General features: G+C 63.4%; 17 protein-coding genes and 1 pseudogene. 9 read left to right on the forward strand and 9 right to left on the reverse strand.

Annotated features, from left to right (window positions below; all coding sequences use genetic code 11):
* Positions 1-20 precede the first annotated feature (20 nt).
* The 4 genes from QF629_08980 to QF629_08995 are packed head-to-tail and all read left to right on the forward strand — an operon-like array spanning position 21 to position 2,425.
* A complete protein-coding gene (locus tag QF629_08980; protein MDP6013663.1) occupies positions 21-719 on the forward strand; it encodes a lipid-binding SYLF domain-containing protein in 699 nt (232 codons plus the stop codon).
* Positions 716-1,303, forward strand: coding sequence for an SCO family protein (locus QF629_08985; protein MDP6013664.1), 588 nt, complete (start codon positions 716-718; stop codon positions 1,301-1,303). Before QF629_08980 ends, QF629_08985 begins: the two co-directional genes overlap by 4 nt.
* Positions 1,300-1,764, forward strand: a complete 465-nt coding sequence (locus tag QF629_08990; protein MDP6013665.1) for a copper chaperone PCu(A)C — start codon at positions 1,300-1,302, stop codon at positions 1,762-1,764. Before QF629_08985 ends, QF629_08990 begins: the two co-directional genes overlap by 4 nt.
* Positions 1,739-2,425: a SprT family zinc-dependent metalloprotease gene (locus QF629_08995; protein ID MDP6013666.1), complete on the forward strand. Its 687-nt coding sequence runs from the start codon at positions 1,739-1,741 to the stop codon at positions 2,423-2,425. Before QF629_08990 ends, QF629_08995 begins: the two co-directional genes overlap by 26 nt.
* Before the next feature lie 249 nt (positions 2,426-2,674).
* On the opposite strand, the gene QF629_09000 is transcribed toward QF629_08995, so the two are convergent.
* From QF629_09000 to mutM, 9 genes are all read right to left on the reverse strand, one after another.
* The gene (locus QF629_09000; GenBank protein MDP6013667.1) at positions 2,675-4,453 is read right to left on the reverse strand and encodes a PBP1A family penicillin-binding protein; all 1,779 of its coding nucleotides are present in this window, start codon (positions 4,451-4,453) and stop codon (positions 2,675-2,677) included.
* A 102-nt stretch (positions 4,454-4,555) separates the two neighbouring features.
* Entirely contained in the window at positions 4,556-7,000 is a 2,445-nt protein-coding gene (gene gyrB, locus QF629_09005) for a DNA topoisomerase (ATP-hydrolyzing) subunit B (GenBank protein MDP6013668.1), read from the reverse strand.
* Positions 6,997-8,178, reverse strand: coding sequence for a DNA replication/repair protein RecF (gene recF, locus QF629_09010; GenBank protein ID MDP6013669.1), 1,182 nt, complete (start codon positions 8,176-8,178; stop codon positions 6,997-6,999). Before recF ends, gyrB begins: the two co-directional genes overlap by 4 nt.
* Entirely contained in the window at positions 8,175-9,290 is a 1,116-nt protein-coding gene (dnaN, locus tag QF629_09015) for a DNA polymerase III subunit beta (protein ID MDP6013670.1), read from the reverse strand. Before dnaN ends, recF begins: the two co-directional genes overlap by 4 nt.
* Before the next feature lie 146 nt (positions 9,291-9,436).
* On the reverse strand, positions 9,437-10,819 hold the full coding sequence (gene dnaA / locus QF629_09020) for a chromosomal replication initiator protein DnaA (GenBank protein ID MDP6013671.1): 1,383 nt from the start codon (positions 10,817-10,819) through the stop codon (positions 9,437-9,439).
* A 439-nt stretch (positions 10,820-11,258) separates the two neighbouring features.
* On the reverse strand, positions 11,259-11,522 hold the full coding sequence (gene rpsT / locus QF629_09025; GenBank protein ID MDP6013672.1) for a 30S ribosomal protein S20: 264 nt from the start codon (positions 11,520-11,522) through the stop codon (positions 11,259-11,261).
* Between the two features lie 118 nt (positions 11,523-11,640).
* A complete protein-coding gene (locus QF629_09030; GenBank protein ID MDP6013673.1) occupies positions 11,641-12,414 on the reverse strand; it encodes an enoyl-CoA hydratase in 774 nt (257 codons plus the stop codon).
* A 15-nt stretch (positions 12,415-12,429) separates the two neighbouring features.
* Positions 12,430-12,792, reverse strand: a complete 363-nt coding sequence (locus tag QF629_09035) for a hypothetical protein (protein MDP6013674.1) — start codon at positions 12,790-12,792, stop codon at positions 12,430-12,432.
* A gap of 13 nt (positions 12,793-12,805) precedes the next feature.
* Positions 12,806-13,636 (reverse strand): bifunctional DNA-formamidopyrimidine glycosylase/DNA-(apurinic or apyrimidinic site) lyase, encoded by an 831-nt coding sequence (gene mutM, locus QF629_09040; GenBank protein ID MDP6013675.1) that lies wholly within the window; start codon positions 13,634-13,636, stop codon positions 12,806-12,808.
* Between the two features lie 45 nt (positions 13,637-13,681).
* Here mutM and QF629_09045 point away from each other — a divergent pair, with 45 nt between their 5' ends.
* The 5 genes and pseudogenes from QF629_09045 (at position 13,682) to QF629_09065 (ending at position 17,899) form a co-directional block, all read left to right on the forward strand.
* Complete coding sequence (locus tag QF629_09045; protein ID MDP6013676.1) at positions 13,682-14,434, forward strand: class I SAM-dependent methyltransferase; 753 nt, start codon at positions 13,682-13,684, stop codon at positions 14,432-14,434.
* A gap of 6 nt (positions 14,435-14,440) precedes the next feature.
* Positions 14,441-15,946 carry a 2-polyprenylphenol 6-hydroxylase gene (gene ubiB, locus QF629_09050; protein ID MDP6013677.1) on the forward strand — a complete coding sequence of 502 codons (1,506 nt, stop codon included), beginning with the start codon at positions 14,441-14,443 and terminating at the stop codon, positions 15,944-15,946.
* 66 nt (positions 15,947-16,012) lie between these two features.
* On the forward strand, positions 16,013-17,227 hold the full coding sequence (gene coaBC / locus QF629_09055; GenBank protein ID MDP6013678.1) for a bifunctional phosphopantothenoylcysteine decarboxylase/phosphopantothenate--cysteine ligase CoaBC: 1,215 nt from the start codon (positions 16,013-16,015) through the stop codon (positions 17,225-17,227).
* Positions 17,224-17,697, forward strand: coding sequence for a dUTP diphosphatase (gene dut, locus QF629_09060; protein MDP6013679.1), 474 nt, complete (start codon positions 17,224-17,226; stop codon positions 17,695-17,697). Before coaBC ends, dut begins: the two co-directional genes overlap by 4 nt.
* 18 nt (positions 17,698-17,715) lie before the next feature.
* A pseudogene (locus QF629_09065) lies at positions 17,716-17,899 on the forward strand (pyridoxal-phosphate dependent enzyme).
* The last annotated feature ends 11 nt before the right edge of the window (positions 17,900-17,910 follow it).

Below are 17,910 nucleotides of genomic sequence, written 5' to 3' on the forward strand. Positions count from 1 at the left end.
CAACAACGGAGACACCATCGATGCGCTTGAATGCCCTGACGGCGGCCGGCCTGATTGCAGCGGTCCTGCTCACTCCCTCAAGCGGTCCCGCGATCGCGGACGATGCCCAGAAGCTGATCGACGACGCGGCCGCGATGGTCCGCGCCATGTCCTCAGATTCGTCGTGGGGCCATTTCGCAGCGACCTATGCCGAAGCCCGTGCCGTAGTCCTCGTGCCCGATTTCCTGGAGGCCGGACTAATCGTCGGTGGCGGCGGAGGGCAATGCCTTATCCTGGCGCGCGGCGAATCTGACGATACTTGGTCCGTGCCCTCATTCTGCCTAGTCGTCGAGGCTAGCATCGGTTTGCAGATCGGCCTCCAGAAGTCCCAGATCATGATGATGGTTATGAACGACGAGGCGCTTTTTGAAATGCTTTCGGGCACCGCCAAGTTCGGTGGCAAGGCGGGCCTTACTATGGGTATGCTGGGCGGCGGCGTCGAAGGCGCGACGACGCTCAATGCCGATGTCGACATCTTCGCCTTCTCGCGTGCCCAGGGCCTCTATGGCGGGGTCAAGCTCGACGGCGGCTGGATTGAGCCCGATGCCGCCTACAACCGGGCCTATTACGGTCGTGCCGTGACCGCCACGCACGTGGTCATCGACCGCCGCGTCAGCAATCCGGCGAGTAACGGCCTGATCGCAGCCCTGGCCGCGGCGAAGGGCAGCAGCCCACAATGAACCGCATCATCGTCTGGGGTATCGCCTCAGCCGCGCTGATAGCTTTCGGCCTGACCCTGGCCGGGCGCCAGGGCATGCTGGGCCGGCCGCCGGTCGAGCAGGTCAGCCTCGGCGGCCCCTTCACTTTGGTGCGCAGCGACGGAGAGACCGTGACCGAGGCAGACTTCGCCGGCGGCTACACCCTGGTATTATTCGGTTACACCTTCTGCCCCGATGTCTGCCCAACTGCGCTTGCCACCGTCTCCGGCGCGCTCGACAACCTCGGCGAGGACGCGACAAAACTGACGGTACTTTTCGTTACCATCGATCCTGATCGAGATACGCCCGCCGTGGTTGGCGACTATGTGGCAAGCTTCCATCCTCGCGTGGTAGGCTTGAGCGGTAGCGCCGAGCAGATCGCCGCCATGGCGAGCATCTATCGCGTTTATTACGCGAAAGCCGAGAGCGGCAACACGGAGGACTATTTAGTTGACCACAGCGCGGCCCTATACCTGATGGGACCGAATGGCCAATACCTTGCCAATTTCCGCTTCAACGCCAGCGTCCAGGAACTCGCCGCGGGCTTACGGGATCATCTGTCATGAGCAACCTGCGCAGCCTACTCGTGTGGCTCGTCCTAGCCACGGGCGCCGCTGCCGCAGATGTTGAGATCACAGATCCCTGGGCGCGTGCCACCCCCGGGGCGGCGGTCAACGGCGCGGTCTACCTCAGCCTCACCAATCATGGCGCGGACACGACTATCATCGCCACCGCCAGCCCGACCGCCAAGGCCGCCTCTCTGCACGGCCATGAGATGGACGGCGACATGATGCGCATGCGCGCCCTTGAGTACATCGCTCTGGGTGAGGGCGAGGCAGTGACCTTCGCGCCCGGCGGCCTGCATATCATGCTGATGGGCCTTGCCGCACCCCTAGTCGAGGGGGAGACTTTGGCACTCACGCTAAGCTTTGCTGACGGCGACACTGTGAACGTCAGCGTGCCTATCCTCAGCGTCGGCGCGATAGGCCCAGGAGACAGCCATGGCGGTCATGGGCACCATCACTGAGCAGAACGGCATCCGCCGCCGCGCCTCGTCGCGGGCACAACGGCTCAGCCTCAAGGTCGATGCAGCGGAAGGTGTCATAGAGCTGGTCGTGCCCAACGGCGCTTCGGAGGCCGAGATAACACGTTTCGTCGACAGCCACCGGCGCTGGATCACGCGCCAGTTCCACTCCCTACCGCAGCACCTTCCCTTTGCCGACGGCGCCGAGCTGGCGGTGCTTGATGAGACACTGCGCCTATGCCACCAGAGCGATGGGGGGGCAGCAGCACGGCGTGAGGGGGGTGAGTTGGTAATTGGCGGCGACGCAGCGGGCTTCGCCCCGCGCGTTCGCGCCTGGCTGCGCGAGACGGCGCGGGCGGCCTTTTTCGAGCATGCCCATGGGCACGCCGCAACGATTGGCGAGACCGTGAAGAGCATTCGCATCGCCGACCCGCGCACGCGCTGGGGTAGCTGCTCGTGCCAAGGCCGCCTCGCGTTTTCCTGGCGGCTCGTTCTGGCACCGCTCTCAGTGCTCGACTACGTCGCCGCACACGAGGTCGCCCACCTCACCGTCATGCGTCACAGCCGCCGCTTCTGGCGTCTCGTCGACACCCTACACCCCGACGTCGCCACCGCCCGCGCCTGGCTCTCCAAACACGGCCCTGACCTGCACCGCTACGGCTGAACCCTGCGACTGGCACGCCAGTGGCAAGCCATTAGTTGCACAGTTAAAACCAACCATCGGGTTTGTTGCGCAATTTCCCGTCACCAAACCAGATATTCGGTGACAGTTTTCTATTATTTGATACTTCTCGTTACATGCAGGTGCCGCCCTATTGACGAGGGTGAAGCTGTTTATGCCCTTGTCTAACTGAAATAGTTGAACACATGGCTTAGTCGTCAATAACTGCCACTAATTATGTGATGCTGATGGTTAGAGGCGAGTCATGAAGTCGTGCCAGAGGCTGGCCGGCAGGGTGCCGCCGGTAACGCCTTTCATGGGCGTGCCGTCGTCATTGCCGAGCCAGACCCCGGCGACGAGGCCGTCGCGGTAGCCTAAGAACCAGGCGTCACGCGAGTCCTGGCTGGTGCCGGTCTTGCCGGCAGCAGGCACGTCCAACGCAGCACGCCGGCCGGTGCCCTCGCGCACCACCGCACGCAAGAGGGCGTCCAGGCCTGCTGCGACGTCCGGCGCCAACACCTGGCCGGGCCCCGAGCCGGCCCGACGATAGAGCATCGTGCCTTTTCGGTCGCGGATCTCGGCGATGGCATGGGGCACCACGCCGAGCCCGCCGCTTGCCACCACCGCATAGGCGCCCGTCAGTTCCAGCAGGCTGACTTCGGCAACGCCGAGCGCCAAGCTCGGATGCGGCGTCAACGGCGCCGTGATGCCGAGGCGGCGCGCCGCGACGATGACCTGCCCCCTCCCGGCGCGCTCCGAGAGCTGAACCGCGACGACATTGCTCGAGCGCGCAAACGCTTCTGTGACAGTAAGGCTGCCGCGATACTTGTTGCCATAATTCTTGGGCTGCCAGCCCTCGACCTGGATCGGCGCATCCTCGAATATCGCATCGCGACCTATACCCGCTTTCAGGGCGGCCGCGTAGACGGCTATTTTGAAGGCCGAGCCGGGCTGGCGCCGCGCCTGGGTGACGCGATTGTACTGACTGGCAACGTAATTGCGGCCACCTACCATCCCGCGCACGGCGCCGTCCGGCGTCATGGCCACCAGCGCTACTTCGCCCGCGCCACTCTCCAGGCCGGCCGCGCGGCTTGCCGCCACCGCCGCCTCGGCCGCCCGCTGCACAGCACCATTGAGGGTAGTGCGCACTTCGAGATCGCCTGTGATCGGCCCAACATAAGCAGGCACGCGGTCGATCACCCAATCGGCGAAATAGCGCGCCGCACCCGAGCCGCCGAGCGCGTCCGCGACCCCCGCCGGTGCCACCTTGGCGGCCACCGCCGCAGACTCCTCGAGCCGGTCGCTAGCGACCATCGCATCAAGCACGACTGCCGCGCGCGCGCGCGCCGCCGCCAGGTCGCGGGTCGGCGCATAGCGGCTCGGCGCCTTGGGCAGGCCCGCCAGCATCGCCGCCTCGGCAAGACTCAGCTCACTGACCGGTTTGGCAAAATAGCGCCGGGCCGCTGCATCCACACCATAGGCTCCGGCCCCGAGATAGACTCGGTTGAGATAGATGGTCAGCAACTTGTCCTTACTGAAATTGCGCTCTAGCCAGAAGGCCAGCAACAGCTCCTGCACCTTGCGCTTGAGGCTGCGTTCTGGGGTGAGAAAGACGTTCTTGGCAATCTGCTGGGTCAGCGTGCTGCCGCCCTGTACCAGCCGCCCAGCGCGCAGATTAGTGTAAACCGCGCGCACCAGGCCGATCGGATCGAGTCCGAAATGATCGTAGAAGCGACGGTCCTCGACCGCGACGACGGCATCGATGAGGATCTGTGGCAACTCCGCGCGCGGCACATGACGGCCATAGACGTCGCCGCGGCTAGCCAACAAGCTGCCGTCGGCGGCGGTAATGGTGATGCCCGCCGAGCGAGCACGCGCGCCGAGATCCGAGATGTCGGGAAGGTCCGTCGCGTACCAGGCTACCAGTCCGGAGACCACAATGAACAGCCAGATGCCGGCCACAGCTCCCCAATAGAGCCCGCCTCTGACCAGCCGTAGCCAGAGGTGCGGTTGTTGCTTCGTCGTTTTCACCGATCTTGCTTTGCGGGCGCGCCCAGCAGGCTTGCGCCAGCGCGCCAACTTCCCAGTCTTGGGCTTTGCCGCCTTTTTCTTGCTTCCCTTGGCCGCCACGGCTCAGACGTCGAGATTGGCGACGTCGAGAGCGTGCTCCTGGATGAAATTACGGCGCGGCTCGACGAGATCGCCCATCAGGGTGGAGAACAGATGGTCGGCATCATCGCCGTGATCAACACGCACCTGCAACAGGGTGCGGGCCTCCGGATCGAGTGTGGTCTCCCAGAGCTGATCAGGATTCATCTCGCCAAGACCCTTATAGCGCTGAATACTGGTGCCCTTACGACCAAGATCAAGCACCGCGTCAAACAGATCGAGCGGCGAGCGGATCGGCGAAATCTTCTGCTCCTTGGCCTCGAGCACGGCGGGATGGGCATAGAACTCCTGCAATTCCGCCGCCACCGCATCAAGGCGCCGTGCCTCGCTGCTTTGCAGCAAGCTCTCGTCAATGCGATAGTTCGCCGTCTCGCCACGTGCGGTCAGGATGAAGATGAGGGCGCCGCCGTCATCGACCGCATGGGACCAGCCGTCCTCACCGGGCGCGGCCAGTGCGTTGAGCCGGTCGACTATATAGCCACCGACGGTGGCCGCCGTATCGGGCTCCTGCAGCAGACTGAGCGACAGCGCGCCGGAGACCACCGCCTGCTCCATCAGCGCCGGATGCTCGCGGCGTGCCAGCACCTTGAGCCAGGAAGCCTGATCGCGGGCCCGCATCAGAATCTCACGCAGATCGGCGCCGGTATGCCCCACTTCCTCACCACTCTTGCCAACCAACAGGCGCGCATCCTTCAGGCCTTCGTCGAGTAAATAGTCGTCAAGCTCGCGCTCGTCTTTCTTATAGACCTCACGATTACCGCGCTTGACTTTGAACAGCGGCGGCTGCGCGATGTAGAGATAGCCGCGTGCCACGACCTCGGACATGTGACGATAAAAAAAGGTCAGCAGCAAGGTGCGGATATGGGCGCCATCCACATCGGCGTCGGTCATGATAATGATCTTGTGATATCGGATCTTCTCGATATCGAAATCCTCCCGGCCGATGCCGGTGCCGAGCGCCGCTATTAAGGTACCGACTTCGGCCGAGGACAACATCTTGTCAAATCGTGCCCGCTCCACATTGAGGATCTTGCCGCGCAACGGCAGGATCGCCTGATTGGCTCGCACCCGCGCCTGCTTGGCAGAGCCGCCAGCCGAGTCGCCCTCGACTATAAACAGCTCGCTGCGGCTCGGATCACGCTCCTGACAATCGGCAAGCTTGCCCGGCAGGCTGGTGATATCGAGCGCGCCCTTGCGCCGCGTCAACTCGCGCGCCTTGCGGGCCGCCTCGCGCGCCGCCGCCGCCTCGACCACCTTGGCGATAATGGTCTTGGCCTCGTTCGGGTGCTCCTCGATCCATTGTCCGAGGCGATCGGCGATGATGCTCTCGACAATCGGCCGCACTTCCGACGAGACCAGCTTGTCCTTCGTCTGTGAAGAGAACTTGGGGTCCGGCACTTTGGCCGAGAGCACGCAGGTCAACCCCTCGCGCATGTCATCGCCGGTGAGCTGCACCTTCTCTTTCTTAATGATGCCAGTGCTATTGGCATAAGCGTTGACGGTGCGCGTGAGCGCCGCCCGAAAGCCCGCGAGATGGGTGCCGCCATCACTTTGCGGAATATGGTTGGTAAAGCAGAGAACGTTCTCGTGATAGCTGTCGTTCCACTGCAGGGCAGCCTCAATCACGACCCCGTCGCGCTCGCCGTTGATCAGGGTCGGCGGGCTGTGCAGAGCCTGCTTGTTGCGGTCGAGATATTCGACGAAGGCCTCGATGCCGCCCTCGTAATGCATATCGACCTGCTGCGGCATCACTCCGCGCTTATCGGTGAGCGTGATGGCAACCTCGGAATTGAGGAAGGCGAGTTCGCGCAAGCGGTGCTCCAGCTGCTGGAAGTCGAACACGGTGTTGCTGAAGGTGACGTCGGAGGGCAGGAAGGATATCTCGCTTCCGGTCTTCTCGCCCGCCTCGCCGGTTACGGCGAGCGGCGCCTCGGGCTCGCCGTCGCGGAAGGTCATGGAATGGACCTCGCCGTCGCGGCGAATGGTGAGCTCGAGACGTCCGGATAGCGCGTTGACCACGGAGACGCCAACTCCATGCAGGCCGCCAGAGACCTTATAGGAATTCTGGTCGAACTTCCCGCCGGCGTGGAGCTGGGTCATGATGACCTCGGCCGCCGACACGCCCTCCTCTTCGTGGATGTCGGTGGGAATGCCACGGCCGTTGTCGACCACTGTCACCGAGCCATCGGCATTAAGGGTCACGGTGATGCGATCGCAAAAGCCAGCCAGAGCCTCGTCGATGGCGTTGTCCACCACCTCGTAGACCATATGATGCAGGCCCGAGCCGTCGTCGGTGTCGCCGATATACATACCGGGGCGCTTGCGCACCGCATCGAGCCCGCGCAGAACCTTGATTGAATCGGCGCCGTAGTCACTGTTGCCGTTCTGAGGAGCGTCGTCGGCTGTCATGCTGATGGATACTCCCGCGTTGAGACGCTATCGTCGGCAACGGTGTAAAAGGTAGCCTGGCCACCTAGATGTTCAAAGAGCTCAGCGTCCGTGCCGGTCAACCAGGCCTGGGCGCCGAGCCCGATAAGGGCCTCTGCAAGCGCAGCACGCCGGTTCGCATCGAGATGCGCTGCCACCTCGTCAAGCAGCAACAGCGGCGGTGCACCACTACGCGCCACCCGCAGGCGTGCCTCGGCAAGAATGATGGAAACAAGTAGCGCTTTCTGTTCGCCGGTCGAACACTCCCCCGCCGGCATATCGTGTGCCAGATGGTGGGCGGAAAGGTTGCTGCGATGGGGACCATGTATGCTATGCCCGGACTCCGCGTCGCGAAGGCGGCTGTCGCGCAGCAGGCCCGCGAAACGATGCTCGGCATCGACCGCTGCCATGTCGTCAAGCCAGCCTTCAATCTCTCCTACAATGGCTAGACTCGGTCTGGGAAACGGGTCGCTTGCCTCGGCAAGCGCCGCTTGCAGTTGGCCTAAGGTTTCGCGTCGCGCCGCAGCCACCGCCACACCGTGGGCGGCCAGAGTCTCCTCGACAACATCGAGCCAACGCCCATCGCCGCCGCTTGCTAGCAGCCGCCCCCGCTCGCGCAGTCCCCTCTCATAGGCCGCAAGCTCGCGGCCGTGGCCTGGCATCAGACCTACAACCAGACGATCAAAAAAGCGCCGCCTGCCGCCAGGCGCCTCGGTAAACAGGCGGTCCATTGCCGGTGTTAGCCAGGACACACCGAGCCGCTCGCCGAGCCCAGCCTGGCCGCGCGCGCTCTCACCGTCAATACGCACCTGGCGGCGTTCGCCCGCCGCCGCGCCGCTTTCAAGGCCAGTGCCGATATCGCAGGTGCCACCGGGCAGGTCGAGCCGTGCCGCTACCGCCCAACGCGCCATCGCCGGGGCGCCGCGCCGCGTCACCTCGCCCAGGTGAGCACGCCGCAGGCCGCGCCCGGGGGCAAGAAAGGAAACAGCTTCCAGCAGGTTGGTCTTACCGGCACCATTGGCGCCGGTCAGTACCACCGACCGCGGCGCGGGCTCGAGACGAAGCTGGGCATAATTACGGAAATCAGTCAGGACGAGACACTCAATGCGCGCGGCAGGTCTCGTCGCTTGCGGCCTCTCCGACAAATCCGTCGCGATCATACGCGCATCGGCATCAGCACATAGAGCGCGCGTACATCCCCGCTGTCACCGACCACCGTGGGCGAGACCGAGTCGGCCATGGAGAAGCGCAGGCTATCGCCCTCAATCTGTTGGGTCATTTCGAGCACGTAGCGGGAGTTGAAGCCAATAGACAGCGACTCACCCTCGTAGTCCACGGCCAACTCCTCTGTGGCGCTGGCCTGGTCGGGACTGTTGGCGGACAGTATCAGTTTGCCCTTTTCGATCACCAGCTTGATGGCCCGCGACTTGTCACTGGCGATAGTTGAGACCCGGTCCACGGCCTCGGCAAAGCTTGGGCGGTGCACGACCATCACCTTGTCGTTGCCCTCGGGAATGACCCGCTGGTAGTCGGGGAAGGTGCCATCGATGAGCTTCGACGAGAGCACCGCGCCGTCGATGGTGAAACAGATTTTGACGTCCGACAGCGCCACCTGGAGCTCGCCCTCGGCATCGTCGAGCAGCTTGCGCAGCTCAGTGACCGCCTTGCGCGGCACGATGATCCCCGGCATGCCCTCGGCACCGGCCGGCAAGTCAACCTCAACCCGCGCTAGGCGATGGCCGTCGGTGGCAACAGCGCGCAGGGCACGCTCGCCCTTCTCGACCGCATGTAGGTGAATGCCATTGAGGTAATAGCGGGTCTCCTCCGTCGAGATGGCGAAGCGGGTCTTATCGATGAGCCGCCGTAGATCCGCCGCCGCGATGCTGAAGCTGTGGTCGAGATCGCCAGTCGAAAAGGCGGGAAAATCCACAGGCGGCAGGCAGTGCAGAGAGAAGGCAGAGCGCCCGCTGCGCAGAGCCAAACGCTCACTGCCGTCCTCGCTCGTCAGCTCAATCTGGGCGCCCTCGGGCAACTTGCGCACGATGTCATAGAGCATGTGTGCGGGTGCCGTCGCCGTACCCTCCTGGCCGACCTCGGAGGGCGTCGAATCAATCACCTCGATATCCATGTCGGTAGCCGTCAGGCTGAGCTTGCCATCGTTCGAGGCAATCAGAAGATTGGACAAAATCGGAATGGTGTTACGGCGCTCAACCACGCTTTGCACGTGCTGTAGCGACTTGAGTAGATGCGAGCGCTCGATGGTCAGTTTCATGTCGCCGGAAACCCTCGCTGAAAGCTACCAGCCGACAGGCGCCAGCCGCCCGTCGAGCCGCCGGCGGCACCGTCGCCCCCGGGTTCGGAACTATACCAGACTCACAAGGATTCTATAGGAATTTCCGCCTTTTCCGGCCTGTGGGCTCAAGCCTCCAGCATGCGCCTGAGTAGCTCCACGTCCTCAGCAAAGCCGGCGTCGCTTTGGCTCAACTGGTCAATCTTGCGCACCGCGTGCATGACCGTGGTGTGGTCGCGGTTGCCGAACTTGCGGCCGATCTCCGGCAGGGAGCGCTGAGTCAGCTGCTTGGCCAAATACATCGCCACCTGACGCGGCCGCGCCACCATCTGCGCGCGGCGTGCCGAACTCATCTCCGAGACCTTGATGTTGTAGTACTCGGCAACCCGCTTTTGGATGTCCTCGATTGTCACGCGACGGTCGTTGGCGCGCAACAGATCGTGCAACACCTCTGGGGTGCTCTCCAGCGTGATCGGCCGACCCACCAGAGTGGAATGGGCAACGATGCGAATCAGCGCGCCCTCGAGCTCGCGCACGTTTGAGCTGATCTTGTGTGCAAGAAACTCAAGCACCTTAGGTGGCACTTGACCGGCGCCGAGTTGGTCGGCCTTGCCTTGCAAAATGCCGAGGCGCAACTCGTAGGAGGTCTGATGCACCTCCGCCACCAGGCCCCAGCTAAGGCGCGAGCGCATACGCTCGTCCATATATTCGAGATCCGCCGGTGAACGATCGCCGGAGACGATCACCTGCTTGTTCTGGTCGATCAGGGCGTTGAAGGTGTGAAAAAACTCTTCCTGCGTCGATTCCTTGCCACCGATGAATTGCACGTCGTCGATGAGCAGCACGTCGACCGAGCGGAATAACTCCTTGAAGCCCATGATCTTCTTGAAGCGGAGCGCGCGGATGAACTGGTACATGAACTTCTCCGCCGAGAGATAGATCACGCGCTTGTCGGGGCGCCGCTCGCGCACCTGCAGACCAATGGCATGCATCAGATGGGTCTTACCAAGACCGACGCCGCCGTAGATGAAGAGCGGATTGAACGGGACGTCGTCCGAATCGCCGACCCGCTTGGCCGCCGCGTGGGCGAACTCGTTCGGCTTACCCACGACAAAATTCTCAAAGCAGTAACGCGAATCGAGCGCAGCGCCGATTGAATCGATGTCGCCGAAGAGATCATCGCTGGCGGTCTCGGCGTCGCCCGGTGGCGCACTCGGCCTTGGCAAGTCGCCCGACGTCGGCATGCCAGAACGCACCACAATATCGACCGCGGCCACGGCCTCGCTCTCGTCCTGCCACAAGGCACGTAGCCGGTCACCATAGCGCGGCGCCACCCAGTCACGCAAAAAGCGCGTCGGCACGCAGAGCTCAACGCGCCCCTCAGCGACACTTCCCAACTCCACTGCCTCCATCCAGCGCTCGAACGTGGTGGTGCCAAGCTCGCCGCGCAAACGGTTGCGAACGCGTCGCCAGCTGGCGTCAGCTTCCAACCTGTTCAACGTCTCCGCCATGACCACTAAACCGCCTGCTAGCGGAGCATACGAAAAAGCAGCGGCACGAGCCGATGTCGGAACAGCTCGGTCGGGCACAAATTACAATTTACTGATGAAATAACCATGCTCCCTGGACCGCCCATTTGCCAAAGATAGACAATAACCCCACCCGACGGCATTTAGTGCCGTCACACAATAACACTAGCTAGACTTCGGCAAAACTTACCGTGTCTGCCTATTTTATAGCGTAACTCTAGACGACCAAGTCTGAATACTATTACCAGACTTAACCACAATCGCCTCAGCGTCAGCGTTAGAGACTACCGACGCGGACCACTACACGCAACAAAATCGATACGTTGATATGCATTTTTTTGTTGGCTTATTGCATAGTGACAACGCGAAACGGCCGCGCCAAGGCACGGCCGTTATCGACATCGTCTGCACTACTAAGGGTCTACGCCATCGCCTTAATACGGCGGCTGAGGCGCGACAGTTTTCGCCGCATGGTATTGCGCGCCACCACGCCCTTGATAACGCCTCGCATCAATTGCGGCTGCGCCCGGGTGAAAGCTTCCTGTGCTGCAGCCTTATCGCCGCCAGCGATCGCCAACTCGACGGATTGAACAGAGGTGCGAACGCTGCCGAGCCGCGCGCGATTGACGAGCCGCTGCCGCTCATTGCGGCGAATGCGTTTCTTGGCCGATTTATGTTCCGCCATGCTTAGCCCAACTAGAACTTCCCGCGGACGCAGCATCCGCAGCAGGAAAGGGCGCGGTTATAGCCAAGCGAATCGCGAGCGTCAACAGCAACAGGAAAGCGAATCGGTCGCCGTCGAATCAGCGGTTCTTGAATTGGGGCTTGCGCTTCTCGGCGAAGGCGGCCATGCCCTCTCTTTGATCCTCGAGCGCGAAGGTGGAATAGAACAGTCGCCGCTCAAACATGACGCCTTCGCTGAGCGATGTCTCGTAGGCTCGGTTGACTGCCTCTTTGGCCATAATTGCCGCTGGCAGGGACATGGCAGCGATGGTCTCTGCCACTTCCATGGCCGTATCCATGAGTTCGGCAAGGGACACGACACGACTGACTAGCCCGGCCCGCTCCGCCTCATCGACGTCCATCATGCGGCCCGTCAGGATCAGGTCCATGGCCTTGGCCTTGCCGACGGCGCGCGGCAGGCGCTGGGTGCCACCGGCGCCGGGGAAGGTCCCGAGTTTGATCTCCGGCTGACCGAAGCGCGCATTGTCGGCGGCGATGACGATGTCGCACATCATGGCAAACTCGCAGCCGCCGCCGAGCGCGAAGCCAGCAACCGCCGCAACTATGGGCTTGCGGCACTTGGCCAGGCACTCCCAGGGCCCGATGAAGTCCCCAAAATAGGCGTCCGCATAGGACTTCGACTGCATCTCCTTGATATCGGCGCCGGCCGCGAAGGCCTTCTCGGAGCCGGTGAGGACGATAGCGCCGATGGCCTCGTTGGCCTCGAAATCGGCGACGGCCTGACCGAGTTCAGCAATCAGAGCGCCATTGAGTGCGTTCAGGGCATTGGGGCGATCGAGAGTGACCACGCCGACCTTGCCGCGCGTCTCAGCGACGATGTTCTCATAGGCCATGGGAGATCCTCGTTCTCAACTCGGCGCCAGGGAGAAACGCACCGTCAGGCGCTGCGCCGAATTCGGGGGATAAATGGTGATGGTTAGACGCTCGCCCTCGCGCTCGTATTGGAGAAACCCGGCAGCCTGCCAGCCAAGCGCCGGCAAGGTCTCGTCGTAGAAGCGCAACACCGCCTCGGCGTCGGTCGCACCACTCGCATAGCGCTCGACGATGCGGCCCTGCGGCGTGTCGAAGATTACCCCGGCGTCATTGAGTTCGCTGAGCGCCACCATCAACGGCAGGTCATCGAAGCCGCCCACAAAGATGGCCTCATCCGCCGCCGCCGGCAAAACGAGAAACAACGACAGGGCGGTCAGGAAAGAGCGCGAGTATGCCATGCCCTAACCTACCTCAGCGCTGGCACTTGGGACAAAGAAAAGTGGAGCGCCCCGACTGCACTATGCGCCTTATCACGTGGTTGGGAGCACCGCTGGCGCACGGCTCACCCTCGCGGCCATAGACGGAAAAAGCGTGCTGGAAGTAGCCGAGTTCGCCGGAGGCCTGAACATAGTCGCGTAAGCTGGAGCCGCCGGCCGCGATGGCCTCGGTCAGCACCGACTTGATGCCCAACACCAGGCGCTCAGCCCTGGCCCCGGCGACGCTGGCGCCGAGGCGCTTCGGTGAGATGTCGGCGCGATAGAGGCTTTCGCACGCATAGATGTTGCCGATGCCCGCAACCAGGTGCTGGTCGAGCAGTAGGGCCTTGATCGTTGAGCGGCGAGCAGCCAGCACCTTGGACAGCGCTGGACCAGAGAATTCGGTGCCGAGCGGATCGGGGCCCATGTCGCACAGCAACGGATGGGCGTCGAGAGTTGCTCTTTCCGTCACAGCAAACAGGCCAAAACGACGCACGTCGTTGAAGACAATCTCCCTGCCCTCGTCGGTGCCGAAGAGGATGTGATCATGCTTTCCCGGCCGGTTGCCGGTCTCGGGCCGTAAGAACAGGCGCCCCGACATGCCGAGATGGCCGATCACAACATGGCCGTCATCGAGCATGAAGAGCAGATACTTGCCTCGCCGGCCGATGGTCTCTACGAGGCGCCCTTCGAGGCGGCTGGCAAAATCTCCCGGCAAGGCAATGCGCAAGTCGCCGCGGCGAACAGTGATACGCGCGAAACGGTGCCCTTCGAGTAGGGGTACCAGGCCACGGCGGACGGTCTCGACTTCGGGAAGCTCGGGCATGGCCGACTGTAGCGCGGCCTTCGGCGCTAGGCTATGGTTCGCAGCATGGCGACAGACCCCAAGACAGAGACGGTACCCTTCGGGCTTCGCGACGTCGATCCGGCCGATAAACCGGCGCTGGTTGCAGGCATTTTCGATAGCGTGGCATCGCGCTACGACCTCATGAACGACCTCATGACCGGCGGCATTCAGCGCTTGTGGAAGCGGGCGATGGTGGCAGCACTGGCACCGAAGCCGGGCGATCGCTTGCTCGATCTTGCGGGCGGCACCGGCGATATCGCAGCGCGCATCCTCGACCACCACGCCGTCGACGTGACAGTCTGCGACCTGACACCAACCATGCTGGAGGTGGGCCGGTGGCGCGCCTGGGACCGCGGTCGCATCGGCATGCCCCAGTGGGTCTGTGGCAGCGGTCTAGCGCTACCCTTCTCCGATCGCTATTTCAACGTATGTACCATCGCCTTCGGCCTGCGCAATTTCGCGCGTATCGGGCCGGGCCTCGCGGAGATTGCGCGGGTGCTACGGCCGGGCGGGCGCTTTCTCTGCCTGGAGTTTTCGCCGGAGGTCGCGGCACCGCTAGCACCACTTTACGGCGCCTTCTCCGATCGCATTATCCCGGCGCTGGGCAAGATCGTCGCAGACGATCGGGATGCGTATACCTACCTGGTCGAGAGCATTCGTCGCTTCCCGCCCCCGGATACGCTGTCGGTGATGTTAGCAGATGCTGGTTTCGCCGGAATCCGTGCACGAAAGCTTTCCGGCGGCATTGTCGCCCTGCACAGCGCCTGGCGCGTCTGACCGGGCATGTTCCGCGCAGCACGAAACCTTTGGCGGCTGGTGGTCATCGCACGCGTGCTCGCGCGTCACGACGCGCTGGAGCCACTGGCGGATACCGCCCCCTGGCTGGTGCGCCCCTTGCGGCAGCTCGTCAAGCCCGAAACGGACGGCAGGCGGCTTGGCCAGCGTCTGGCGGATGCGGCGGTAGCGCTGGGCCCAGCCTTCATAAAGCTCGGCCAGGCGATGTCGACGCGAGCCGACTTGATCGGTGCAGAGGTAGCAGAAGACCTCGCTATGCTGCGCGATCGTCTGCCGCCCTTTCCGGCGAACGAGGCGCGCACGGTGCTGGCCGACGAGCTCGGCCAGCCTATCGAAGCGCTGTTCATCGCGTTTGACGACAGGGCGGTCGCCGCGGCGTCCATTGCCCAGATCCATTTTGCCACCACCAGCGACGGCCGCGAGGTGGCGGTGAAGATTCTGCGTCCGGGGATCGAGGCCGCCTTCCGGCGCGACCTCGACCTGCTGTTTTGGCTCGCCGAATGGATTCAGCGCACGCAACCGCGGTTGCGCAGGCTGCGCCCAGTCGAATCGGTGCGTGCCGTTGCCGACATGGTGGCGATCGAAATGGACCTACGGCTTGAGGGCGCAGCGGCTTCGGAGATGGCGTCCAATTTCACGGAAGACAACAGCTTCAACATTCCGGACATCGACTGGACGCGCACCGCGCGCCGCGTACTCACCAGTGCCCGCGTCAACGGCATTCCGGTCGACCGCCGCGACGCCCTGATCGAAGCGGGCCACGACCCGTTGACCGTGCTGGAGAAGGCTGCCCGAGCCACCTTCAACCAGTGCTTCCGCGACGGCTTTTTCCACGGCGATCCGCACCAAGGCAATCTCTTTGTCGCCAACGACGGCAATATCTGGGCCGTCGACTTCGGCATCGTGGGTCGCCTTGACATCGCCACGCGGCGTTATCTCGCGGAAATGCTGATGGGCTTTCTCGACGGTGACTACGCCAGCGTGGCCGACGTGCACTTCCGCGCCGGTTACGTGCCGTCAGATAAGGACCGTGGCGCCTTCACCCAGGCCCTGAGAGCCATTGGTGAACCGATTCTCGGCCTGCCCGTATCCGAAATTTCACTCGGGCGCCTGCTGGGCCAACTCTTCCACACCACCGAGACTTTCGGCATGCGCACCCAGCCGCACCTGCTGCTGCTGCAGAAGGTCATGGTCGTAGCGGAAGGGGTCGGACGCGACCTTTACCCGCAAGCCAATATGTGGGAGCTGGCGCGGCCTTTGACGGAAGCCTGGATGGAGAGCCATTTAGGCCCTGCAGCCCGTGCCAAGGTGGGTGCAGAGACGGCCATCGGCTTCGTCCAGCGCATGCCGGGCCTAGCCCAGCGGGCCGAGGAAGCGCTCGACAGACTAGCCGCGTGGGACAACCACACGAGCCGGCACGCCTCACCCTGGCCACTCCTGCTCGCCTTCGCCGCCGGGGCGGTGCTCATGGCCATTCTGTTGACGCTGATGTGACATCGCGGAGGTTTCTTTGCGAACCGGAATATACTAGCGTATCTGCTTCCGACAGGAACAAGATAAATGCTTGACGAGAAACGGATTCTTCTCATCGTCTCAGGTGGCATTGCGGCTTACAAGAGCCTTGAGCTGATCCGCCGCCTGCGCGATAGAGGAGCAGAGGTGAGCTGTGTGCTGACGCGCGGCGGCGCTCAGTTCGTCACGACGCTCTCGCTCGCAGCGCTGAGCGGCGAGCCGGTCTATGAGGACCTGTTCTCACTCACCGACGAGGCCGAGATGGGCCACATCCGCCTGTCGCGCGAGGCGGACCTGGTGGTGGTGGCGCCAGCCAGCGCCGACCTGATAGCCAAGATGGCGGCCGGACTGGCCGATGATCTCGCCAGCACGGTGCTGCTGGCGAGCGACAAGCCGGTGCTGATCGCACCGGCCATGAACGCCATGATGTGGAACCACGCCGCGACCCGGCGCAACGTGGCAACCTTGGCGGCCAATGGCATCGTGCGTGTCGGCCCCGAGCCCGGCGATCTAGCCTGCGGCGAGGTGGGCGAAGGCCGCATGGCCGAGCCTGCGGCCATCCTTGCGGCAATCGAGCGCACACTTACCGGTGCCGGACCCTTGCGCAAGATCCGCGCGCTGGTCACTAGCGGGCCGACGCACGAGCCCATCGACCCGGTTCGCTATATCACCAATCGCTCATCGGGAAAGCAAGGCTATGCCATTGCCGACGCGCTCGGCGCGCTTGGGGCTGACGTGACTCTGGTCAGCGGCCCAACGGCACTGGCCGACCCCCCTGGCGCTACGGTGGTGCGCGTGGAGACGGCGGAGGAGATGCTGGCCGCCTGCCGTGCCATCCTACCGACGGACGTCGCGGTCTGCGCCGCCGCCGTTGCCGACTGGCGCGCGGCAAGCCAGGCCAATCAGAAAGTGAAACGCGGCAAAACGGCAGAGCGTAGTATCGACATGGCTGCCAATCCCGATATCCTCGCTACGCTTGGCAGCCTCGACAAGGGCCGACCGACGCTCGTCGTTGGCTTCGCCGCCGAGACCGAGAGGGTCGTCGAGCATGCCAAGGCCAAGCGCGTCGCCAAGGGCTGCGACTGGATCATCGCCAATGACGTTTCGCTCGAGGCCGGCGTCTTCGGCAGCGACGAGAACACGGTGCACGTGATCGACGCGGAGGGTATTGAGACCTGGCCCAAAGCGAGCAAGGCTGAGGTGGCGGCTAAGCTCGCCGCGCGCATCGCCGCGGCCATCGCCGAGAAAGACATCGCTGTATGAGCGTAGCCGTAGCTGTACGCCGCCTGCCCCATGCCTTAGAGGGCCCCCTTCCGGCCTATGAGAGTGCGTTGAGCGCCGGTGTCGACTTACCGGCGGCGCTGGATGAGGATCTGGTGCTAATGTCGGGCGCCAGCGCCCTGGTGCCAACGGGGCTCGCTATCGCGCTGGACAAGGGCTATGAGGCGCAGGTACGCCCGCGCTCGGGCCTAGCGCTACGGCACGGACTGACGGTGATCAACGCCCCGGGTACCATTGATGCGGATTATCGCGGCGAAATCGGCGTGATCCTGATCAACCACGGCGGCGAGCCAGTGACGATTAGCCGCGGCATGCGTATCGCCCAATTGGTGATCGCGGCCGTGTCGCGACTAGAATGGAAAGAGGTCGAGACCTTGCCAGAGACCGTGCGGGGAGAGGACGGTTTTGGCTCCACAGGCAAAGGCGGCGTTTGCCGAGGCAATACGATATAGAAAGAGGCTCACAGCATCATGCTGAACGCGGAAATTCACAACGCCATCACCGAGACCATTACCAACACGCCCTTGGTGAGTCTGGCGCGCTTACGCGAGGCGACAGGCCGTAAGGCCGACCTCGTGGGCAAAGCTTGAGTTCTTCAACCCTTTGGCTAGCGTTAAAGACCGTATCGGCGTCTCAATGATCAGAGGCCTGGACGACTGAGAATG

It is taken from the genome of Alphaproteobacteria bacterium, from assembly GCA_030739735.1.
Lineage (GTDB): Bacteria > Pseudomonadota > Alphaproteobacteria > UBA7887 > UBA7887 > UBA7887.